Below are 22,257 nucleotides of genomic sequence, written 5' to 3' on the forward strand. Positions count from 1 at the left end.
GGTAGTTGGACGTAGGTCCTGCGAGAGTAGAACGTTGCTAGGCACTTGTTAAAACCCCTGTTACGAAAATCGTAACAGGGGTTTTTGTTATGAGTAATATTAAAATTAAAAGCTTAGTATTTCTCGTACTTCGCTAATATAAGATTGACTGATAGGTAAAGTCGTGCCATCTTTTAAAATGAGCTGAAAACTAGAACTCATATCTCTTGAAATATTTTTAATGAATAAGATATTTACAATGTAAGAACGATGTATGCGAATGAAATAACTAGGTAATCTTAATTGCAATTCTTTTAGCGTGATTGTAGTAGTTAGTTGCTCACTTTTACAATAAAACCATGTTTTCTTCTGTAAACTTTCGATATACATAATGTCTTCAAGGGCTATAGGAAACCAACCTTCTTCATTTTTTCCTGTTAAAAAAGATAAAGGCTCTACCTGTGGAAATTGGAAACTTGGCGGCAAAATAATGATTAATGCTGCTGGCTTGTTAGATAATGTAATAGGATAGCCTACACCATAATAAGGTTGTTGAAATAATGTACTATCAATCATGGCATCAATTTTACTGTTTTTTTGTAGAACACGATAAGCGATACTTTCTTTTAAAACAGGTGTACCTACACTCAATTGAAAGTTTTCATTTGTGGAGGAGAAATAAATATACGTATCATTTTGCGCAATGGCAATGGAGCTATGAGTTGGTAACCAGTCCTTTAGTAACTCTTGGTATTGCATGACTACTTTTTTTACTTCAGTTTCGATTGTCTGTATCATTTTAATCCACCCCTATATCGTTTGAATTTTCTGTTTTTGTCATGACTATTGATAACTCATCTTTCAAATATATAGTTCTGTCGTAAAACAAAGACTTTTAAAACTTTCTGTTATATATTAATTTACAACAAGTTCGACTGTTATGGAACAGTTAAATGTAAAAAAGTTGAACTGTATATAAAAAGGGAAGGTGTGGAGTTACATGTCAACACGTCAAGAACAAATTCAAACATTAGAAAAAGAATGGGCAGAAAATAAACGCTGGGAAGGTATCGAACGAGGATATTCAGCAGAAGAAGTAGTGAAATTACAGGGGTCTGTAGTGATTGAACAAACATTAGCTCAACGCGGAGCTGCACGTTTATGGAAGTCTTTAAACGAAGAGCCATTCATTAATGCTTTAGGTGCTTTAACAGGAAATCAAGCAGTTCAACAAGTGAAAGCAGGTTTGAAAGCGATTTATCTTTCAGGTTGGCAAGTAGCAGCAGATGCAAACCTTTCTGGTCAAATGTATCCTGACCAATCATTATATCCAGCAAACTCAGTACCAGCAGTAGTAAAACGCATCAATCAATCTTTACAAAGAGCAGATCAAATCGACCATTCTGAAGGACGCAACGATGGCTTTGATTGGTTCGCGCCAATCGTAGCAGATGCAGAAGCAGGCTTTGGTGGTCCATTAAATGTATTTGAACTAGTGAAAGGTATGATTGAAGCTGGAGCTGCAGGGGTTCACTTAGAAGACCAATTAGCTTCAGAAAAAAAATGTGGACATTTAGGTGGTAAAGTATTACTACCCACACAAAATGCGGTACGTAACTTGATTGCTGCTCGCCTAGCAATGGATGTATTAGGGACAGAAACCATTTTAATCGCTCGTACAGATGCTGACGCAGCAGATATGGTGACATCAGACGTAGATCCACGTGATGCTGACTTCATCACAGGCGAGCGTACACCAGAAGGGTTTTTCCGTACACGTGCAGGGATTGACCAAGCTATTGCACGTGGTCTAGCTTATGCACCTTATGCAGACTTAATTTGGTGTGAAACTTCGCATCCATCTTTAGAAGAGGCTCGTCAGTTTGCAGATGCAATCCATGCTAAATTCCCAGGAAAAATGTTGGCATATAACTGCTCACCATCATTTAACTGGAAAGCTAATCTTTCAGATGCAGAGATTGCTGAATATCAACGTGAGTTAGGTAAAATGGGTTATAAATTCCAGTTCGTAACACTAGCTGGTTTCCACTCATTAAATCACTCTATGTTTGAATTAGCTAATGCATATAAAGATGAAGGTATGGCTGCATACTCTCGCTTACAGCAAGCTGAATTTGAATCTGAGTCTAAAGGCTATACAGCGACAAAACACCAACGTGAAGTAGGTACGGGTTACTTTGATGAAGTATCACAAGTGATTTCAGGTGGTACATCATCAACAACAGCTATGGCTGGCTCTACAGAAACAGCACAGTTTTAATTTTTGAGGGATGGGGGTTTTTGTATGGAACAAGCAACAAGTGCTATTTCAATCATTGGCGAACAAAATGCACAAACAAAGGAAGTTTTAACGCCTGAAGCATTAGCTTTTTTGCAGTCTATACATGAGAAATTTGACGGTCGTCGCAAAGCGTTGTTAGCGAAACGTCAAGAGCGCCAACAGCGCCTCGATCAAGGTGAAAAACTCGACTTTTTACCTGAAACAAAAGAAATTCGCGAGGGAGATTGGACAATTGCGCCACTCCCTGAGGATTTACAAGATCGACGTGTTGAGATTACTGGTCCTGTTGACCGTAAGATGGTAATTAATGCATTAAACTCAGGTGCAAAAATGTTTATGGCGTGCTTTGAAGATGCCTCAGCTCCCACATGGGAGAATATGATTAGTGGGCAAATTAATATGCGAGATGCGATTAATAAGACGATTGAATTTTATCAAGAGTCGAATGGCAAAACATATCGCTTACAAGACCAATGTGCTATATTACTAGTGCGCCCACGTGGTCTGCACTTGATGGAGAAACATCTATTGGTGAATGGTGAAGAGATTTCAGGTGGCTTCTTTGACTTCGGTCTATACTTTTTCCATAATGCTAAAAATGCGTTAGCTAAAGGCACAGGCCCATACTTCTATTTGCCAAAATTAGAAAGTCATTTAGAAGCTCGATTATGGAATGATATTTTTGTACATGCACAAGAGTATATTGGCATTCCACAAGGGACTATTAAAGCAACAGTATTAATCGAAACAATCACGGCTGCTTTTGAGATGGATGAAATTTTATATGAGCTACGTGAACACTCTGCAGGGTTAAACTGTGGACGTTGGGATTATATCTTTAGCTTTATTAAACGTTTGCGTAATCAGCCAGATGTGATTTTACCAGACAGAGGGCAAGTAACCATGACAGTGCCATTTATGCGTGCTTATACGCAATTATGTATTAAAACTTGTCATAAACGAAATGCACCCGCAATTGGTGGGATGGCTGCACAGATTCCTGTTAAAGGGGATGATGAAGCGAATGCAATTGCATTTGCTAAAGTGGCTGAAGACAAACATCGTGAAGCAACAGATGGTCATGATGGCACATGGGTAGCACATCCAGGTATGGTTGCTACTGCTATGGAACAATTTGATGGTGTGATGAAAACACCAAATCAAATTGATAAAAAAAGAGAGGACGTCACTGTTAAAGCAGATGATTTATTAGCAGTTCCAGAAGGGACGATTACTCTTGAAGGTTTACGGGTAAATTGTAGTGTTGGTGTTCAATATATTGCATCTTGGCTTCGCGGACAAGGTGCAGCGCCAATTAATAATTTAATGGAAGATGCTGCAACAGCAGAAATCTCACGCACACAAGTGTGGCAATGGATACGCCATGATAAAGGGATTTTGGAAGATGGAAGAGGCATCACGGAGCGCTTTGTTTTAGATGTATTAGAAGAAGAACTTGTTAAAATTAAAGAAGCTGTTGGGGAACAAGCTTATGAACAAGGCCGCTATGCAGAAGCAGCGGAATTATTCAAAACTTTAATTACACAAGACGATTTTGCAGAATTTTTAACATTACCAGGCTATGAAAAATTAGCGTAAAATTTGTCACAGTAACTCTCCTAAATATAAATAGCACATAGATTGCGCTGAAGTCGAATGCAGCGTAATGATTAAACTTATACTCGACAATAAGTTTAACAATGAGAAGTGTAAGAACAGGTTTAAACAAAAGGGGTCTAAAAAAGAGGCTATGCAAAAGCATAGCCTCTTTTATTATGGTAAAATAGTGGCAAATTAGGAGGTAACTGCGTGAAAAAATATATGTTAATTGGTTTCTGTACTATTATTTTATCAGCCTGTACGAAAGATACATCTCAAGAACAAGCCCAGGAAGCCTTGCAAAATAATGATGTGCCACAAGCTAAAGCATTATATCAGCGTATGGCGACATCTGAAGAGCAAGCCACACAACTACAACTTATTGAGCAATTAGAGCAAGCGGAAAAATACGTACAACAACAAAATATACAAGAATTAGAACAAGCAATAACTACCTTACAACAACATCAACAAGCACAATTGATTGAGAAAAGCTTGCATGAACTAACACATCAATTAGAAGAGTTAAAAGAAACAGCTGCACAACAAACCTATGAAGAACAAGAACAAACCAAGGCAGAGAATAAAGAACAGCAACGTGCTGTTGTAGCGTACCGGGAGCAATTAACCAATTTAGATATTATGATTGAAACAGGCGCTATCAGAGAAGCTACACAAGAGATAACTGCGCTTATGCAGAGTATATATCAGCAGCTTCAAACGACATTATCTACCACAAATAAAGAGCGACTCCAAGTAGAACAAGAGAATTGGGAACAACAATTGGAGCAAGAGATAAAAGAAGTGGCAAACAGTACAAATGACGAAGCACGTTATTTATTAATGAAACAGCGCTGTTATATTTTATTAGATTGGTTTTCTGTAAAATGAGTGTAGAGCCTTTTGTGAAGCAAGGTTATTTGTTATACTTTTCTTATAACAAGTAGGAGTGAAAAAGTATGTTTATTATGATCGAACCAACGTCTTCGGTTCCTATTTATGAGCAATTAACAAGACAAATTATTGAAGGTATTGTAAAAGGTGAAATTAAAGTTGGTGATACATTACCATCTGTGCGTGCAATGGCAGCTGATTTAGGTGTGAATATGCATACTGTGAACAAAAGCTATAAAGCTTTAGCAGAGAAAGGTGTAGTAACGATTAAAGCCAAGTCAGGCGCAGTCGTGTGTGCTGGAGATGCCTTGAATGAACAACAACTCCTTTATTTACAACAAGCGTTAAAACCTGTATTAGCAGAAGGTATAGTGTTAGGTGCAACAGAGCAACAATTGGAAAACATGTTGCAACAATTATTGCGAGAGCTTACAACGAAAGAAGCCATGTTGTAATGATCATCGCTATTTTTTTATTTATTTATGTTGTAACAACAGGTGTTCAAGCATTTTTACCTAGCGTTGTAAAAAGTACAACTGCTTTTGGCGTTACTTTTCCACCACAACAAAGCCAACATGTGGTGTTAACACAAGCCAAAAAAAACTATAGTAAATTCGTTTGTTTGTTGAGCTTTATAGGTATTATCGTAATATTTGTATTGGCAACAGTTGTTTTTCAATGGCACGAAGAACAAGTAGTCATCATGATTATTGTTGTCATGTTATTTGTACAGATTGTCGCTGTAAGTATTTATATGTATTTTCATAAGAAAATAAACCGCACTAAACAACAAGAAAATTGGTTTGGACAAGTGAAGCAAGTACGTGTTGTGGACCTCACAGCAAGACAGCGAGATGCGATGTTGCCTACACATTTTTATTTGGTATTGTTTCTATTTCCTGTTGTGCTCTTTCTTTATTTGATGCGACACTATGCTTTGTTACCAGATGCAATTCCAATCCACTTTAACTTTGAGGGTAAGGCGGATCAATTTCTGCATAAAAATTATAGTAGTGTGTTAGCATTGCCATTCTTTTTGTTGATGCAACTATGGGTGACGTTTGGGATGTTTTATGGTTTGAAACGCTCTGCGATTGTGGGGCTAGTTAATGCTAAAGAGGCATCTATAACAGCCCAATTACGTTTGCGAAAATATATGAGTTATTATTTTTTTGTACTGGCAATGAGTTTTATTTTACTAGTTAGTTATATGGGGCTAGCACTAGTACATCATACATTAGCTAAACCAACATATGTAATGGCTATCTTTATGGGCTTTGCGTTTATTAATACGTTAACAACTATTGCGTTATTTAGTATAAAGAAGCGCTGCCGTATGCTGTATGAGCAGGATATTGTTAGCAACTTAGCAGACGTTGATGATGATCAGTATTGGTGGCTCGGTTTTGTTTATTGTAACCGCAAAGATAGCTCTGTTTTTTTAGAAAAACGTTTAGGTTTAGGGTGGACATTAAATTTAGGCAATACATGGAGTTATATTTTAGTTGTTTTACCTGTCATACTGATGATAGTGATGGGTATACTAATTGGGGTACTTAATTAAGAGTAGACAACATACGTCTATTCTTTTTTGTTGTGCTGAGATAAGTCAACTTACTTTAGGGTTTGTTATACTAAAACAACCAATAATAAATTCAGGGAGGGCTTTTTGTGAATGTTGTATTAGTCGTTGATGATGATGCACATATTTTAAAGCTAGTATCTATTCATTTGAGACAAGCAGGTTATCAAGTAATTCAAGCAGATTGTGCGGAGCAAGCACTTCGTCAAATGGACGAGCAGTTGCCAGACTTAGCAATAGTCGATGTAATGATGCCAGGTATGAATGGTTATGAGTTAACAAAAGTGATAAGTGAAGATTACGATATTCCCGTATTAATGTTAACAGCTAAGGGTGAGCTTGAGGATAAAGCGCAAGGTTTTTTAGCAGGGACAGATGATTATGTGGTGAAGCCCTTTGAACCTAAAGAATTACTTTTTAGAGTGGCAGCTATCTTGCGAAGATACGATAAGAAAAATCAAATGCAATTTCATGTAGGAGAAATGACAATTGATCGCAATCGATTTGAGGTAGTCATTGGCACACATACATTAATGTTGCCATTAAAAGAATTTGAATTGCTTGCGCTACTCGCTTCAAGACCCAATCAAGTATTTACACGCACCGCTATTATGGAGCAAATATGGGGTTATGATTATGAGGGAGATGAGCAGACATTAACTACCCACATTAAACGCCTCAGAGAACGCATGAACAAATACACACAATATATTGCTATTAAGACAGTGCGTGGTGTAGGTTACAAGCTTGAGGTTCAAGGATGAAAACGCTATACAGTAAATTTACACTGACGACGCTCTTACTAATGATTGGTAGCCTCTTTATCGGTTTCTTTATTACAAATACGTACTATCACCAAGTCATTAAAGCACCTAATGATGAGAAAAATATTGAAATTGCTAAGCAAATGGTGACGTATATTGAACAACAACAAAATCTCGTGTTACAAGATTATCTCAGCATGCTAGGAGAAGTAGGTTACCAATTATATGTGGTGAATGATAAGGGAGAAGGGCAGTTTTATGGTGGTGCTTATCGAGATAAAGTATTGCCTCAAAGTGCTGTGGCGCAAGTGTTAAATGGTGAAGCGTACCATGGTATGCGTGACTTCCCTAAAGAGACATTTGTCACAGGCTTTTTTGCTAATGAGTTAGTCAATACAGTAGGTGTACCTTTTTCTTATAAAGATGAGACATATGCTTTATTTATGCGACCTAATATTAAATTGTTATTTTCAGAAGTACATCGTATTTTAGGTGCCTTAATGGCAGCGATGTTTATTTTGAGTTTGATTGGCGTTATGTTATTAGCACGTACCATTATTAACCCCATTAAAAAGCTTACGATTGCTACACATAATGTAGCGGATGAGCAATTCGCAACGGCTTTAAATATTGAACGTGAGGACGAGATTGGGCAGTTGGCCAATAGCTTTCAACAAATGTCACAGCAACTACAAGAGAATGATTTATTGCGTAAAGAATTTATTAGTAATGTTTCACATGATTTTCAGTCACCATTGTTAAATATTGAAGGGTATACCAAGTTAATTGCCACTGCCACGACGGAAGCCGAACGTCTGGAGTATGCAGCCATTATTGAAGTAGAGACCAAACGCTTATCCAATTTAACCAAACAATTATTATTATTAAATACATTAGACAGCTCTAAACGTTTATTAAAGAGCAAACCTTTTTCTTTAAGTACTCAATTAAGAGAGACCATAAGAAAATATCGTTGGCAATTAGAAGAAAAAGAATTGGAATTAACGTATGAAATTGAAGAGTTTACTTACAACGGGGATGAAAACTTATTACAAAATGTTTGGGATAATTTATTGACGAATGCCATCAAATATAATGTACAAGGTGGTCATATTACAGTAAAGGCGCAGCCATCTCAGGGAGCCATTATGATTTGCATCCAAGATAGTGGTATTGGCATGACAACAGATGACCAGTTACGTATTTTTGAACGTTTTTACAGGGCAGATCGTGCGCGCACGGCACATGGCACAGGCTTAGGTATGCCCATTGTTAAACAAATTATTGAACGTCATCAAGGTACGATCCATATTGATAGCCAAGAAAATAACGGCACAACGATTATTGTGACATTGCCTTGTTTGTAATATGGAGTTCACCTAAAGTTCATATAGCGCGTTTACACTAAAAGTACAATTGAACAACAGGGGGAATTACCATGGAAAAACAATGGGCAATTCGTTTAATTCGCTTTGCAGCGATATTTGGTTTGTTAGGTACTTATATTGGTTCGCATATGGCTGGAGCCGGAAGCTATGCATTAAAGGCGATTCATGTTCACATTTTATTAGTCGGTTGGCTAAGTATGTTTGCATGGGGCATTTTTTATACAATGTACACCGTTAAAGTAAAAAAATTAGTGACAGCACAAGTTATTACAGGGTTAATTGGCGCATTTGGTTTAGCGATTGGCATGTGGTTATTTAATCTCAATCCATTTAATACACCGCATGTGTTTAACCTTATATTCTTTATTGCAGGTGGCACAACGTTATTAATTAGCTTTGCATTATTTGTTATTGTGACATTTATGATAGAGAAACCACAAAAAACAGCATAAATAAAATAGGCACTGGTGGATATTGTTCCATCAGTGCCTATTTATATTAAAACATCTATTCAAGCATGTTTTCTCAAATATTGTATGTATTACGTTAATGATTGATTGAACCAACGTGCCGCCTCTTTATAATCTTGTGTGACACCCTCTCCCTTTTTATATAACATCCCTAATTGATATTGTGCTTTCTTATGATTTTGTGCAGCAGCCAAACGATAATATTTAATCGCTTGTTTTATATTTTTAGAGAAGCCTTCTCCCCTATAATACATTTGTGCTAATTGATATTGTGCTTTGGCATGTCCTTTTGTTGCGGCAAATTCAATCCACGGTGCCGCTTTTTGATAATCTTGTGCTACACCTATTCCCTTATCATATAAGTTCCCATATTGGTAAGCACCCTCTACATGACCTGCGCGTGCCGCTAGTTGCAAATAGTGATGCGCTTCTTCAAACTGCTGTTGTTGTAATGTGAATAAACCATAAGCAACGTAAGCGTCGGGTTGTTGCTGTTGTAACGCTTTTTTTAGCCACTGCTCGGCTTTGGTGAGTTGCCCTTGTTGTTGGTATTGTTGAGCTAGCATGATTTGTGCATCGGCATTGCCTTTTGTCGCTGCTTGCTCTAAGAGCGGTTGTGCTTTCTCTATTTGTGCTAAGTGTATGTAAAGCCTAGCAAGCTCATACATTGCAGGCGCATGCCCTTTTTCACAAGCCCACTGTAACCATTGTAACGCTTGGTCATGCTCTTGTTGTTGGGCATAGAGCATACCTAATGTATATTGTGCGTTCATATGGTCATCAGAAGCGGCTAACTTTAACCATTTCATGCACTCTTGTAAGTCTTGTTTGACACCTAAACCTGCTTGATAGAGTAAAGCAAGTTGGAATTGTGCATTTATATGGTCTTGTAATGCCGCTAATTGAAACCAGTATGCCGCCTTGCCAAAGTTTTGCTCAATACCTTGCCCTTTACGATATAAAAAACCTAAATTATACTGAGCGCTGGCATCATTAGCTTGTGCTGCTTGCAGAAAATAAGCGACGGCTTGTTTATCGTCTTGTGTGACACCATTGCCATTATAATACATAAAACCTAAATTATTCATAGCGTTTGTATTACCTTTAGCCGCTGCTTGTGTAAACCATTTGGCAGCTTTAACATAGTCGACTTCTCTGCCAAGCCCTTGATTGTATAACACACCAATATGATACATGGCATTATCATTACCTTTAGCCGCTGCTCGTTTATAATACGACATCGCTTTATTGTAATCGGTTTCTAATTGCGTGCCAACATGATACAGTAAGCCTAAACTAAATAAAGCATTGGCATCTTCTTGCTCTGCAGCTAATTTATAATACTGTATGGCTTTAGCTAAGTCTCTTTTTACACCATGTCCTGTTTCATATAAGACGCCAAGGTTATATTGCGCACTCGCATGTCCATGATTAGCCGCCTGTGCAAACCATTGTGCAGCTTGTGTATGGTCTTCTTCTGATGATAAATCAAAGGGATTTAATGGTGTTACTTCTTGCATGTAGTGCTCTTGTGGCACTGGTAGTTGCTCAACCCTCGCCAAAAACCATTCAACAATGTCTGCCAAGTAGTCGACAACAATTCGTGCTGTTTTAGCTGTGACAACGTCATTACTTTGTTGACGTGTCATTTTATAAACCAAATTCATTAATAAGTGAATGCGCCTCGGTTGGATTTTAGCAATGAATGGTTTGGATGTGAGTAGTGTTCGAGTGGGGCTTGTCACTTCCTTTACGTTCATTTCCTGACAATAGGAAGCTTTTACTAAGTCGTGAATAACAACTTGTGCACTTTGTAAAGCAACACGTGGGTTGGCGTTAGCATTTTCATAAGCGAGTTGTAGCTGATTAGCAATAGGGTGTAGTTCTATTTTTTTTAGTTGCAAACATTGATCTAACATCATTTTTTGACTGATCATGATTGTTCCTCCCTTCAAATTTGAAAATTATATGAAAAAAATAAACACTTATCTCATTTATCGTCAAAAATATAAGATATTTTAAGTAATAAAGGAAATACTGACAGTGGCTAAATACATAAAACATTATATAATATGAAATATTATTGAGTAATTTTGAAAGAAGGGAATACCATGGCAAACATGAAAAAAACATTGCCGATTCGTCAACCTAAGTATCAAAAAATAGCGGCAGACATCGCAAGCAAAATTGTAGCTGGTCATTATGTTGTTGGTGAGAAAATTTATGCTCGTTCTTCTTTAGCGAGCCAATATGGTGTTTCTGCTGAGACAGCAAGGCGAGCAGTTGCTGTATTGCAAGATTTAGATATTGTAGTTGCTACTAAAGGCAGTGGCGTTATGATCACATCTTTTGAAAAAGCTGCTCAATTTGTACACAGTTATGAGGATGTGCAGTCTGTCCAAGAGATGCAAAATGATTTGTTAAATAGTTTAGCAAGACAACGCGAAGAATTATTAGCGTTTGAAGATACGATGACTCAATTAATTGAAAGAACAGAGAGATTTCGTTCTATCAATCCATTTGTACCATTTCAAATAGCCATTACAAATGAAACACCTTATATTGATGAGAGTTTACAAACGATGAATTTTTGGCAAAATACAGAAGCTACCATTGTAGGCATTAAAAGTAGTGATGGTTTATTACTTTCTCCAGGGCCGTATGCTACTTTTAAAGAAGGCGATATGATTTATTTTATTGGTAATGAGACCTGTTATGAGCGTGTAAAAAACTTTTTATATAAAAATTAATGTAACCCCTTACTCCCTTGCTATATCTAGGAGTACAGGGGTTTTAATGTGCTAAAAATAGGGAATATAAAATTGACATAAGTAACAACCTTTTGTTAATGTTAAGTTGTTACTTTTGTTTGAGAGAGAGAAGAGCAAAAGAAGAGGGAGTGTCGCTTTTGGAAAAAATAAAAGTAGAAAATGTGTCCAAAATATTTGGGCGGAATATAAAAGAAGCCTCGCGTTTAGTGAGCGAGCAACGCAGTAAAACAGATATTTTAAAAGAAACGGGCGCTACAGTAGGTGTTTACGATGCCAGTTTCACCGTTAATGAAGGTGAGATTTTCGTTATTATGGGTCTATCTGGCAGTGGTAAATCAACACTCGTACGTTTACTGAATCGTCTGATCGAGCCGACTAGCGGTAATATCTATATTGATGGCGCTAATATTGCCACAATGAATAAAGAGCAGTTGCGTAAAGTGCGACGCGAAAAAATGAGCATGGTTTTTCAGAACTTTGGCTTATTCCCACATCGTACGTTACTTCAAAATACGGAATATGGACTTGAAATACGTAAGAAAGACAAAGAAACACGCCGTAAAAAAGCAGAGCAAGCGTTAGAGAACGCAGGCCTACTTGCTTATAAAGACCAATATCCAAATCAATTATCAGGCGGTATGCAACAACGTGTAGGTTTAGCACGTGCCTTAGCTAACGACCCAGAGATTTTGTTAATGGATGAAGCATTCTCCGCTTTAGACCCCTTAATCCGAAAAGAAATGCAAGATGAACTCATTGAACTACAAGAAAATGTCCAAAAAACAATTGTTTTTATTACCCATGATTTGAATGAGGCACTTCGTATTGGTGACCGTATTGCCATTATGAAGGATGGGCAAATTATGCAGATTGGTACTGGTGAAGAGATTTTAACAAGCCCTGCCAATGATTATGTACGTAATTTCGTAGAAGATGTTGACCGTTCAAAAGTATTAACAGCGGAAAATATTATGGTGCGTCCTGTTACTATTAATATTGACCATGACGGACCTAAAGTAGCGCTACAACGTATGCGTGAAGAGGAAGTCAGCCTATTACTTGCGATTGATCGTCAGCGTAATTTAAAAGGTTATGTAACAGCAGATGATGCATTAAAAGCTGCTAAAGAGGGTAAGGCTAACCTCTCTGAAGTTTTACAGCAAGATATCAACACAGTTACACCAGAGACATTAATTCAAGATGTATTTAATGTGATTTATGATTCACCTACACCTGTTGCAGTTGTGAAAGACAAACGTTTATTAGGTGTCATTATTCGTGGTGTTGTAATTGAAGCGCTAGCGAAGAATGAGGAGGTGGAATGATGGATTCGATCTTAGATAAGATGAATAAAATCCCATTAGCAGAATGGGTGGATGACGCTATGTCATGGTTGACTACGACATTCCGCACAAGTTTTACCTTTATTAAAGACAACGGGAAAGCCGTGATGGAGCAAACGGCTGATTGGTTAAAAGATGTGCCAGCTATTGTCTTTATTATTGCCCTTGTTTTATTAGCCTTTTTTATTACAGGTAAAAAGTTTGGGCTTTCCATCTTTACTTTACTCGGCTTGTTATTAGTATATAACCAAGGATTATGGCCACAATTGATGGATACTTTTAACCTTGTTATTTATGCAAGTTTACTATCTGTCATTATAGGTGTCCCAACGGGTATTTTAATGGCTAAGAGTGATACTGCAGAAAAAATTATAAAACCTATATTAGACTTTATGCAGACAATGCCTGCCTTTGTTTACTTGATCCCAGCAGTAGCGTTCTTTGGTATTGGCTTAGTACCAGGGGTATTTGCCTCGATTATCTTTGCCTTACCACCTACAGTACGTATGACAAATCTCGGTATTAGACAAGTGCCAAAGGAGTTAGTAGAAGCAACCGATTCTTTTGGTAGTACAGCTTCTCAAAAACTATTTAAAGTGGAATTACCATTAGCTAAATCAACGATAATGGCAGGTATTAACCAAACCGTAATGCTAGCTCTTTCTATGGTAGTAATTGCTTCCATGATTGGTGCAGATGGTCTTGGTCGAAATGTTGTATCAGCATTACAACGTTCACAAGCGGGAGCAGGCTTTGTTGCAGGGATCTCGTTAGTAATTTTAGCGATTATTTTAGACCGCTTGACACAAAGTTTAAATAAACAGAAGAAATAAGAGGGGATGACCGTAATGAAAATGAATAAGAAATTTACACTAGCAAGTATGACAATGGCAGCAGCATTAGCACTAGCAGCATGTGGTGGCGATGATAAAGCTGACGATAATAAAAAAACAGATGACAGTAAAGGTAGTAGCGACAATAAAGAGATTAACTTAGCCTATGTGGAGTGGGATACAGAGATTGCTTCAACAAACGTAGTTGGTGCAGTGCTTGAAGATTTAGGCTATAAAGTAGAATTAACGCCTTTAGATAATGCCGTAATGTGGGAAGCTGTAGCAAATGGTGAGGCAGATGCTATGGTAGCAGCTTGGTTACCACACACACATGAAGCCCAATATGAGAAATATAAAGATGATATGGTTGAAGTGGGCGAGAACTTAAAAGGAGCTAAAATTGGTCTTGTAGTACCTGAATACATGGCTGTTAACTCGATTGCAGACTTAAAAGATGAGGCGAACAAAACAATTACAGGTATTGAGCCAGGTGCAGGTGTAGTAGGCGCAGCCGAAAAAGCCGTTGAAGAATATGACAACTTAAATGGCTGGACGGTTCAAACATCCTCTTCAGGTGCGATGACAGTAGCATTAGAACAAGCGATTGAAAACGAGGAAGATGTAATCGTAACAGGCTGGTCACCACACTGGAAGTTCGCGAAATTTGACTTAAAATATTTAGAAGATCCAGAGAGTGTATTTGGTAGTGAAGAGACCATCAATACATTTGCACGTAAAGATTTAGAAAAAGATATGCCTGATGCGTACAAAGTATTAGAAGCATTCCACTGGACGTCAGATGACTTAGAAGAAGTTATGTTAGCAGTAGCTGATGGGAAAGACCCTAAAGAAGCTGCAAAAGACTGGATTGAAGCAAACCAAGATAAAGTTGACGAATGGACAAAAGACGTGAAGTAAACATCTTAGAGGAGCAGAAGCCGATATGTCTTCTGCTCTTTATGATAAAGGAGCTAAAAAGAATATGAAAAAATGGTTGTTACCTTTATTTTTCACAGTAGTGCTTGTACTAAGTGCTTGTGGGGATAAGAAGGATGATAAAGAAGCAGAAAGCAAAACAGATGAAGAAACTAATAAAGAACTTGAGTTAGTGTATGTAGAGTGGGATACAGAAGTAGCGTCTACAAACGTTATTGCAACAGTTTTAGAGGATATGGGCTACAAAGTAACAGTGACGCCTTTAGACAACGCTATTATGTGGGAGTCTATAGCAAGTGGCGAGACAGATGCCATGGTAGCAGGTTGGCTGCCAACGATGCATGGGCCAAAAATGGATACGTATAAAGATGATGTGATGGATTTAGGACCTAATTTAGAAGGAACAAAAGTAGGGCTTGTTGTACCAGCCTATATGGATGTAGATTCGATTGCGGATTTAAAAGATGAAGCAGGTAAAACGATTACTGGTATTGAACCAGGTGCTAATATGATGATGTTGACAGAGGCATTGAGTGACCAATATCCAAACCTAAAAGATTGGACAGTTATGCCATCTTCTTCAGGTGCAATGACAGCAGCATTAACACAAGCATATAATAATAAAGAAGATATTGTTGTCACAGGCTGGTCACCACACTGGAAATTCACAAAATACGACTTGAAATACTTGGATGATCCAGAAAATGTATATGGTGGCGACGAAGCTATCCATACAATAACAAGATTACAATTAGATAAAGACCAACCAGAAGCTTTTAAAGTGCTAGATAATTTTTACTGGACACCAGAAGATATTGGGGAAGTAATGTTAGACATTGCTGATGGCATGGATGCAAAAGAAGCGGCTCGTAAATGGGTAGATGATAATGAAGATAAAGTAAAAGAGTGGACAAAATAGCATAAAATAAATGGAAGGACATAAAATCGTATTATTCGATTTTATGTCTTTTTGTGTAAATTAATAGTATTCTATTAAAGTTTTAATTTTATAAAATAATAAAATTTTCAGAAATATTATTGCAAACGTTATCATTTTTTTGTATGCTTTTAAAAAATGATTCAATAAATAAAACGTCGTTTCAATATATGGAACGTAAAATGTGTAACATAAGGGAATTGAGGGGTGTTTGTATGGCAACAGAAGTGTTGAAAGTTTCTGACCTAAAAGTAGGTTTCACAGAAGATAAAGTGGATGTGCCAATTGTAAATGGTGTGTCATTTCAATTACAGCAAGGCGAGACGCTTGGCATTGTAGGAGAGTCAGGTTGTGGTAAGAGTATGACTTCTTTCTCTCTAATGGGCTTGTTACCAAGTGGTATTCATTGGCAGGGTGGTGAGGTGTTATTAGATGGTAACCCCTTAAATGTGACATCTCAAAAAGAATGGCGCAAAATACGAGGTAAAAAAATAGCGATGATTTTCCAAGAGCCCATGAGTTCATTAAACCCTGTGTATAAAATAGGGAATCAAATTATAGAAATGATTCGCAATCACGAAACAATTTCTAAAAAAGAAGCGAGAGTAAGAGCGATAGAAATGCTGACATTAGTAGGGATTCCTAGACCAGACAAAGTAGTGGATGAATACCCGCACCAATTATCAGGCGGGATGCGTCAACGTGTCATGATTGCTATGGCTCTTTCTTGTAATCCAGAAATCCTTATTGCAGATGAACCTACCACAGCGTTAGATGTAACGATACAGGCACAAATTCTAGAGTTAATGAAAAGTATTCAAGCCAAAATGGATATGTCAATTGTATTAATTACACATGATTTAGGCGTTATTGCTGAAGTTTGTGATCGCGTTATCGTGATGTATGCAGGTGAGGTTGTAGAAGAAGCTTCTGTCGCTGACTTATTTGACCAACCAAAACATCCCTATACAAAAGGGTTACTTAATTCATTACCTAATATTAATAACGAGAAAGAGCGCTTAGAGACAATTGAGGGTGTGGTACCAGCACCGGCAGATATGCCATCTGGCTGTCGCTTTTATGAGCGATGCCCAGCGGCACATGAAAAATGCCTAGTGCAACCTGAGTTTATTGTTGTAGATAATCAAAAGGTAAAATGCTGGCTTTATCATCAGTGAGGTTAGGAGAGGTTGAAATGACAAAACCATTGATAGAGGTTAAACATTTAAAAAAATATTATGAGACAGGCCATGGCAAAAATCATGTATTAAAAGCAGTGGATGATGTGTCTTTTCATGTGAACAAAGGTGAGATTTTTGGCATCGTGGGTGAATCAGGTTGTGGTAAGTCAACAATGGGGAAATCATTGATTCGTTTAATCGAACCAACTGCAGGAGAAGTGTGGCTAGAAGGTGAAGATATTGCACAGCTACCTGCGAAACAAATGAGACAAAAACGGCAAGATATGCAAATTGTATTCCAAGACCCATTTGCGTCATTAAATCCAAGGATGAAAGTTTTCAATATTATTGAGGAGCCCTTAATTAACTTTAATACAGGTACGAAACAAAGTCGTAAAGAACGTGTGTACGAAGTGGCCAAACAAGTAGGCTTAACAGAAAAGCAGTTGGAGCGTTATCCTCATGAGTTTTCGGGTGGTCAACGTCAACGTATTGGGATTGCCAGAGCGTTAGTATCAAATCCTAAATTAATTATTGCAGATGAGCCAGTATCAGCTCTCGATGTGTCTATTCAATCCCAAGTATTAAATATTATGAAGGATTTGAATGAGAGATTTGATTTGACTTTTATCTTTATTTCACATGATTTAAATGTTGTCCATCACTTTTGTGACCGCATAGGTGTAATGTATTTAGGTAAATTAGTCGAGGTAGCAGATAAACATGAGTTATTCACTAATCCTAAACACCCTTACACTCAAGCTTTGTTGTCAGCTTTGCCAAAATCACATCCCAATGAAAGTAAACAACGTACTATTTTACATGGCGATGTTCCAAGTCCAACAAACCCACCTTCAGGTTGTACTTTCCACACACGTTGCCCAAATGTTATGGCAATTTGTAAAACGCACAGCCCACAGCTACAAATGCATGAACCAGAACATCAAGTGTCATGTTTACTATACGAAGAAGAGGTCGTGGTGCATAAGTGAGTAAAACATTAGAAAAGGGTGTCTATATCTTATCGTTATTTACCTACGAGCGACCAACATGGCGTTTAGATGAAATGGCACAAGCTACAAAGATCCCTAAGCCTACGCTCTTACGCTTTTTAAAAACATTTACAGATGTTGGTTTCTTGCGTCGGCCAAATGAATTAGTAGGCAACAAGATGGTACCTGGAGATCATTATTTTTTAGGCCCCAAATTAATTGAATTAGGTGCAGTCTCTGCTAATTCAATTGAAATAAGGAGCATGGCATTACCATATATGGCAGCTTTGCGTGACAAATTTAAATTAGCAGTCCAGTTAATTTATATGGATGGCTTAGAAGGTTTGTATATTGAAAAGGTTGAAAGCCAAAATCCAGTATTACTTTACACTAAAATTGGCCGGCGTGCTCCTTTGTATGCAGGAGCATGTTCACGTATTATTTTTGCTTTTCAAGATGAAGAAAAAGTGAATGCTGTCTTACAACAGAAGCGTACAAAGTTTGCAAGTGGTACACCTCAAGATGAAGCACAAATTAAAGCACAAATAACTAATAGCAAGTTAACAGGTTATGCCTATAGTGTGTCTGAACTAGAAGAAGGCACTGTGGCCTTAGCAGTACCCATTTTTAATGCTGATAATAACGTACAATACTCGATTAGTATGGCAGGTATTGAAGCCACGATACCAAAAGATAAAGTACCCATACTATTACAAGAGATGTGGCAAGCAGCAGCAAAATTATCACAAGATTTAGGTTATTCTCACCCATATCCATACGGGGAATAATAATAAAGCATTTATAGACAAAGGAGTTGGCAACATGAAGGGGAAAAAGTTATTGTTCATCATCATGGCATGTTTAACGCTAGTACTAGCAGCATGTGGTGGTAAAGGTGAAGGGGATGCAAACAAAAAAGAAGGTTCAAGTAAAGAGCCTGATGTTTCTCGCGGAAATGAATTAGTGATTGCTGTATCAAGTGATCCACAGAATTGGGATCCAATCGATACATTTTTACTAGATTGGAGTACAGTAGCAACATCTATTTTTGAAGGGTTAGTTAATCGTACAACAGATTTAGAGGTAGGACCTGGTTTAGCAGAGTCGTGGGAGTATACAGATGATAAAACACTCGTCTTCCAACTACGTCAAAATGTTACTTTCCAAAATGGAGAACCATTTAACGCTGAGGCCGTTAAATTTACATTTGACCGTTTATTAGGTGAAGAAGGGCAAGCAGGTCCGCAATATGCCAATTATGAATCCATAGATAAAGTGGAGATCACTGGCGACAATGAAGTGACATTTTATTTAAAAGAAGTAGACCCTGTGTTATTAACAAAGTTAGCAGGTTATGGCGCGTCAATTGTACCACCGAAATATATTGCTGAAAAAGGCGATGAGCACTTTAATAATAACCCTGTAGGTACAGGGCCTTACAAGATGACAGAATATAAACGTGATCAACAAGCTGTATTAGAACGTTATGAGGCTTACTGGAATGCTGGTGCTTATAAAGTTGATAAAGTCACGTTTAAAGTTATCCCAGAAGCATCAACCCGTTTAGCTGAATTACAATCAGGCTCAGTTGACATTATGAAACGTGTAGAAGTGGCACAAGTGGATACCATTAAAGCACAAGATTATTTAGAGTTACTTGAAGTGGGTACACCAACAGCTTATGCGATTCGCTTTGATACAGCTAAAGCTCCTGTAGACGATAAACGTGTTCGTCAAGCGATTAACTATGCAATTGATAAAGAGAGTATTATTGAAACGATTTTAGGTGGTTATGGTAAACAAATTAGTTCTTTCCAAAGTGAATATTCCTTTGGCTATAACAAAGATTTAGACCCGTATCCATATGACCCAGAAAAAGCAAAAGCATTGTTAGCAGAAGCAAAAGTACCTGCTGATACAACATTAGAGTTTTATTTACCAGGTAATGATGGCAACTTCAAAGAAATTGCTCAAGTTGTTTCGCATTACTTAGAAGAGGTTGGCTTAAAAGTAGAAATTAAAACAGCGGATTCTACTACAATGAACTCAGATTTAATTCCAAAAGGTGAAGTAGGTCACATGTATCGTAATGGGTGGGGTGGCTGGACATTAGACTTCGATAATACAGCTTATTTAATGTATCATGAAGGCGAATTTTGGAATCCATCATATAAAAATGAAAAAGTAGAAAAACTATTATCAGAACAACGTCAAAGTACGGACAATGCTAAACGTGAAGCTATCTTCAAAGAGTTGACAGAAGTGCTTTATGAAGATGCACCTGAAGTTAATTTATATTCAGTAGTCGATTTATACGCAATTAATAAACGTGTAGAAGGTTTTGTACCACCACATGATGATCGCATGAATTTTGCAGGTGTGTCCGTAAAATAATTGTCGAGGAGATAGTATGAAAACATACTATCTCTTTATTTAATAATAAGGGGTTGAAATAATGGCAAAGTACATTATGAAAAGATTGTTGCATACACTGCTAGTAATCATTGCAATTTCAATGATTATATTCTTTGCAATACGCTTAACTGGAGATCCTGTCACAGTTATGTTTGGCGCTGGAGAGCCAACAAAAGAGGCAGTAGAGCAAATTACAGAAAAGTTAGGTCTGGATAAATCTTTACCAGAGCAATATTTCATTTTTATGAAAGATTTAGTGCAGTTTGATTTAGGTGTTTCTTATCGTTCTAATCAGCCCGTATTAGATTTGATCTTAGAACGAGCTTGGCCAACATTTTTATTAGCAATGGGTGGCATGGTTGTTGCTGTATTGATTGCGTTTCCTGTAGGGATTATTTCTGCAGTTAAAAAAGGAAAATCTGTAGACATTTTTGGGCGTATCTTTTCATTAATCGGTATTTCATTCCCTAACTTTTGGCTAGGTATTATGTTAATTTTAATTTTCTCTGTATCTTTGAAATGGTTACCAGCATCAGGTTTTGATAGTTTTTCAGCATTAATTTTACCGTCTTTAACATTAGGGCTTATTTTATCTGGTATTTTAGCAAGATTAATTCGTTCTTCGATGTTAGACGTTTTAAAGATGCAATACATTACAACAGCTAAATCAAAAGGTATTAAAGATTGGGTTGTCATTATTAAACATGCATTTCGCAATGCATTATTGCCAACTGTTACTTTCATGGGATTACAATTTGGGGCATTACTAGGTGGTGCAGTTATTGTGGAACAGGTATTTGCATGGCCAGGTATTGGGCGGTTAATTGTAGATGCAATTAATCAGCGCGACTATCCTGTTGTACAAGGTGGCGTTATTGTCTTAGCAATCGTTATGGTCGTTGTTAATTTACTCGTTGATTTAAGTTATTCCATTATTAATCCAAGAATACGTACAGGGAGAGGCTGATCGTTTATGGTACAAGTGACAGAAAATAAAGATATGAAAAAGATAAAGCCCTCACTAGGGAAGCGTATTGGGAAATTTATTGTGAAAAATCCTACAGGAGTATTAGGCATTATTTTAGTCTCGATAGCTATATTTACCGCATTATTTGCAGGTGTTATTGCACCATTTGATGCGAGTAAAGCGGATTTAGCTCATCGTTTAGATGTACCTATGTGGTTGGATGATACAGGTAAGTCGCAATATCTTTTAGGTGGCGACCAAGTAGGGCGTGATTTATTAAGTCGCATTATTTATGGTGCGCAAATTTCGTTAATTGTCAGTATTTCTGGTGTACTGATTTCACTAGTCTTAGGTACTTTTTTAGGCGTTATTGCAGGTTATTTTGGCAAATGGTTTGATGATTTTATTATGCGCATCGCTGATATTCAATTGGCTTTCCCCTTTATGTTATTTGCTATTGTGATTATGAGTGCATTAGGAACAGGTATTGAAAAAATCATTATTATATTAGGGCTTACCTATTGGGTTGGCTTTGCACGTTTAATAAGAGGTGAAATATTATCTCTTAAGGAGCAAGAATATATTCAGGCAGCAAAAGCTATTGGTGGTACACATATCAAAATTATTATGAAACATATTTTACCTAACGTAGCTTCTTCTATTATTGTATTAGCAACGATGTATATTGCGGAATTTATTTTACTAGAAGCTTCTCTAACATTTTTAGGATTGGGAGTAGACCCAACAATTCCCTCATGGGGAGGAATGTTGGCAGATAGTCGTAACTATGTAACAACAGCATGGTGGACAGCGGTATTTCCAGGTGTAGCAATTATGATGACAGTACTTGGTTTCAATCTTTTAGGGGATTGGTTACGTGACCGATTAGATCCAAATATGTAAT

21 protein-coding genes are annotated in these 22,257 nt (G+C 37.3%); 19 read left to right on the forward strand and 2 right to left on the reverse strand.

From position 1 onward, the window contains the following. Nucleotides 1–105: 105 nt before the first annotated feature. Nucleotides 106–777, reverse strand: coding sequence for a LytR/AlgR family response regulator transcription factor (locus IEW44_RS00005; RefSeq protein WP_188612963.1), 672 nt, complete (start codon nt 775–777; stop codon nt 106–108). 202 nt (nt 778–979) lie between these two features. Between IEW44_RS00005 and aceA the strand changes: the two genes are divergently transcribed. The 8 genes from aceA (at nt 980) to IEW44_RS00045 (ending at nt 8,960) form a co-directional block, all read left to right on the forward strand. Further along, on the forward strand, nt 980–2,260 hold the full coding sequence (gene aceA, locus IEW44_RS00010) for an isocitrate lyase (protein WP_188612964.1): 1,281 nt from the start codon (nt 980–982) through the stop codon (nt 2,258–2,260). Between the two features lie 24 nt (nt 2,261–2,284). Next, nucleotides 2,285–3,880 carry a malate synthase A gene (gene aceB / locus IEW44_RS00015; protein ID WP_188612965.1) on the forward strand — a complete coding sequence of 532 codons (1,596 nt, stop codon included), beginning with the start codon at nt 2,285–2,287 and terminating at the stop codon, nt 3,878–3,880. Between the two features lie 210 nt (nt 3,881–4,090). Beyond that, nucleotides 4,091–4,771, forward strand: a complete 681-nt coding sequence (locus IEW44_RS00020) for a hypothetical protein (protein WP_188612966.1) — start codon at nt 4,091–4,093, stop codon at nt 4,769–4,771. Nucleotides 4,772–4,839: 68 nt separating this feature from the next. Further along, on the forward strand, nt 4,840–5,229 hold the full coding sequence (locus IEW44_RS00025) for a GntR family transcriptional regulator (protein ID WP_188612967.1): 390 nt from the start codon (nt 4,840–4,842) through the stop codon (nt 5,227–5,229). Next, nucleotides 5,229–6,338, forward strand: coding sequence for a DUF1648 domain-containing protein (locus tag IEW44_RS00030; protein ID WP_188612968.1), 1,110 nt, complete (start codon nt 5,229–5,231; stop codon nt 6,336–6,338). The genes IEW44_RS00025 and IEW44_RS00030 overlap by 1 nt, the downstream gene beginning before the upstream one ends. 107 nt (nt 6,339–6,445) lie before the next feature. After that, complete coding sequence (locus IEW44_RS00035) at nt 6,446–7,120, forward strand: response regulator transcription factor (RefSeq protein ID WP_188612969.1); 675 nt, start codon at nt 6,446–6,448, stop codon at nt 7,118–7,120. Next, complete coding sequence (locus IEW44_RS00040; RefSeq protein ID WP_188612970.1) at nt 7,117–8,487, forward strand: sensor histidine kinase; 1,371 nt, start codon at nt 7,117–7,119, stop codon at nt 8,485–8,487. The genes IEW44_RS00035 and IEW44_RS00040 overlap by 4 nt, the downstream gene beginning before the upstream one ends. Before the next feature lie 71 nt (nt 8,488–8,558). Then, on the forward strand, nt 8,559–8,960 hold the full coding sequence (locus IEW44_RS00045; protein WP_188612971.1) for a hypothetical protein: 402 nt from the start codon (nt 8,559–8,561) through the stop codon (nt 8,958–8,960). Between the two features lie 89 nt (nt 8,961–9,049). Here IEW44_RS00045 and IEW44_RS00050 read toward each other — a convergent pair whose 3' ends face one another. Beyond that, on the reverse strand, nt 9,050–10,915 hold the full coding sequence (locus IEW44_RS00050; protein ID WP_188612972.1) for an SEL1-like repeat protein: 1,866 nt from the start codon (nt 10,913–10,915) through the stop codon (nt 9,050–9,052). A gap of 174 nt (nt 10,916–11,089) precedes the next feature. Between IEW44_RS00050 and IEW44_RS00055 the strand changes: the two genes are divergently transcribed. The 11 genes from IEW44_RS00055 (at nt 11,090) to IEW44_RS00105 (ending at nt 22,256) form a co-directional block, all read left to right on the forward strand. Then, on the forward strand, nt 11,090–11,728 hold the full coding sequence (locus IEW44_RS00055) for a GntR family transcriptional regulator (protein ID WP_229704117.1): 639 nt from the start codon (nt 11,090–11,092) through the stop codon (nt 11,726–11,728). Between the two features lie 158 nt (nt 11,729–11,886). Continuing rightward, nucleotides 11,887–13,074, forward strand: coding sequence for a quaternary amine ABC transporter ATP-binding protein (locus tag IEW44_RS00060; protein WP_229704118.1), 1,188 nt, complete (start codon nt 11,887–11,889; stop codon nt 13,072–13,074). Further along, nucleotides 13,074–13,925, forward strand: coding sequence for an ABC transporter permease (locus IEW44_RS00065; RefSeq protein WP_188612974.1), 852 nt, complete (start codon nt 13,074–13,076; stop codon nt 13,923–13,925). The genes IEW44_RS00060 and IEW44_RS00065 overlap by 1 nt, the downstream gene beginning before the upstream one ends. Before the next feature lie 15 nt (nt 13,926–13,940). Next, nucleotides 13,941–14,843 (forward strand): glycine betaine ABC transporter substrate-binding protein, encoded by a 903-nt coding sequence (locus IEW44_RS00070; protein ID WP_188612975.1) that lies wholly within the window; start codon nt 13,941–13,943, stop codon nt 14,841–14,843. A gap of 64 nt (nt 14,844–14,907) precedes the next feature. Continuing rightward, a complete protein-coding gene (locus IEW44_RS00075; protein WP_229704119.1) occupies nt 14,908–15,780 on the forward strand; it encodes a glycine betaine ABC transporter substrate-binding protein in 873 nt (290 codons plus the stop codon). A 233-nt stretch (nt 15,781–16,013) separates the two neighbouring features. Next, nucleotides 16,014–16,976: an ABC transporter ATP-binding protein gene (locus IEW44_RS00080; protein ID WP_188612977.1), complete on the forward strand. Its 963-nt coding sequence runs from the start codon at nt 16,014–16,016 to the stop codon at nt 16,974–16,976. Nucleotides 16,977–16,993: 17 nt separating this feature from the next. Next, nucleotides 16,994–17,971: an ABC transporter ATP-binding protein gene (locus IEW44_RS00085; RefSeq protein WP_188612978.1), complete on the forward strand. Its 978-nt coding sequence runs from the start codon at nt 16,994–16,996 to the stop codon at nt 17,969–17,971. Then, nucleotides 17,968–18,759: an IclR family transcriptional regulator gene (locus tag IEW44_RS00090; RefSeq protein ID WP_188612979.1), complete on the forward strand. Its 792-nt coding sequence runs from the start codon at nt 17,968–17,970 to the stop codon at nt 18,757–18,759. The genes IEW44_RS00085 and IEW44_RS00090 overlap by 4 nt, the downstream gene beginning before the upstream one ends. Nucleotides 18,760–18,793: 34 nt before the next feature. Further along, nucleotides 18,794–20,365, forward strand: a complete 1,572-nt coding sequence (locus tag IEW44_RS00095; RefSeq protein ID WP_188612980.1) for an ABC transporter substrate-binding protein — start codon at nt 18,794–18,796, stop codon at nt 20,363–20,365. 61 nt (nt 20,366–20,426) lie between these two features. Next, nucleotides 20,427–21,353 carry a nickel ABC transporter permease gene (nikB, locus tag IEW44_RS00100; RefSeq protein ID WP_188612981.1) on the forward strand — a complete coding sequence of 309 codons (927 nt, stop codon included), beginning with the start codon at nt 20,427–20,429 and terminating at the stop codon, nt 21,351–21,353. Between the two features lie 6 nt (nt 21,354–21,359). Further along, entirely contained in the window at nt 21,360–22,256 is an 897-nt protein-coding gene (locus IEW44_RS00105) for an ABC transporter permease (RefSeq protein WP_188612982.1), read from the forward strand. Nucleotide 22,257: the final 1 nt, after the last annotated feature.

Origin of the sequence: Lysinibacillus alkalisoli, from assembly GCF_014643595.1 — a bacterium.
Classification (GTDB): Bacteria; Bacillota; Bacilli; order Bacillales_A; family Planococcaceae; genus Metalysinibacillus; species Metalysinibacillus alkalisoli.

Excerpts from the sequence above, each read along its gene's own strand:
- IEW44_RS00005 (WP_188612963.1), bottom strand. The coding sequence starts at position 777 with ATGATACAGACAATCGAAACTGAAGTAAAAAAAGTAGTCATGCAATAC.
- aceA (WP_188612964.1), top strand. The coding sequence starts at position 980 with ATGTCAACACGTCAAGAACAAATTCAAACATTAGAAAAAGAATGGGCA.
- aceB (WP_188612965.1), top strand. The coding sequence starts at position 2,285 with ATGGAACAAGCAACAAGTGCTATTTCAATCATTGGCGAACAAAATGCA.
- IEW44_RS00025 (WP_188612967.1), top strand. The coding sequence starts at position 4,840 with ATGTTTATTATGATCGAACCAACGTCTTCGGTTCCTATTTATGAGCAA.
- IEW44_RS00030 (WP_188612968.1), top strand. The coding sequence starts at position 5,229 with ATGATCATCGCTATTTTTTTATTTATTTATGTTGTAACAACAGGTGTT.
- IEW44_RS00040 (WP_188612970.1), top strand. The coding sequence starts at position 7,117 with ATGAAAACGCTATACAGTAAATTTACACTGACGACGCTCTTACTAATG.
- IEW44_RS00045 (WP_188612971.1), top strand. The coding sequence starts at position 8,559 with ATGGAAAAACAATGGGCAATTCGTTTAATTCGCTTTGCAGCGATATTT.
- IEW44_RS00050 (WP_188612972.1), bottom strand. The coding sequence starts at position 10,915 with ATGATCAGTCAAAAAATGATGTTAGATCAATGTTTGCAACTAAAAAAA.
- IEW44_RS00055 (WP_229704117.1), top strand. The coding sequence starts at position 11,090 with ATGGCAAACATGAAAAAAACATTGCCGATTCGTCAACCTAAGTATCAA.
- IEW44_RS00065 (WP_188612974.1), top strand. The coding sequence starts at position 13,074 with ATGGATTCGATCTTAGATAAGATGAATAAAATCCCATTAGCAGAATGG.
- IEW44_RS00070 (WP_188612975.1), top strand. The coding sequence starts at position 13,941 with ATGAAAATGAATAAGAAATTTACACTAGCAAGTATGACAATGGCAGCA.
- IEW44_RS00075 (WP_229704119.1), top strand. The coding sequence starts at position 14,908 with ATGAAAAAATGGTTGTTACCTTTATTTTTCACAGTAGTGCTTGTACTA.
- IEW44_RS00080 (WP_188612977.1), top strand. The coding sequence starts at position 16,014 with ATGGCAACAGAAGTGTTGAAAGTTTCTGACCTAAAAGTAGGTTTCACA.
- IEW44_RS00085 (WP_188612978.1), top strand. The coding sequence starts at position 16,994 with ATGACAAAACCATTGATAGAGGTTAAACATTTAAAAAAATATTATGAG.
- IEW44_RS00095 (WP_188612980.1), top strand. The coding sequence starts at position 18,794 with ATGAAGGGGAAAAAGTTATTGTTCATCATCATGGCATGTTTAACGCTA.
- nikB (WP_188612981.1), top strand. The coding sequence starts at position 20,427 with ATGGCAAAGTACATTATGAAAAGATTGTTGCATACACTGCTAGTAATC.
- IEW44_RS00105 (WP_188612982.1), top strand. The coding sequence starts at position 21,360 with ATGGTACAAGTGACAGAAAATAAAGATATGAAAAAGATAAAGCCCTCA.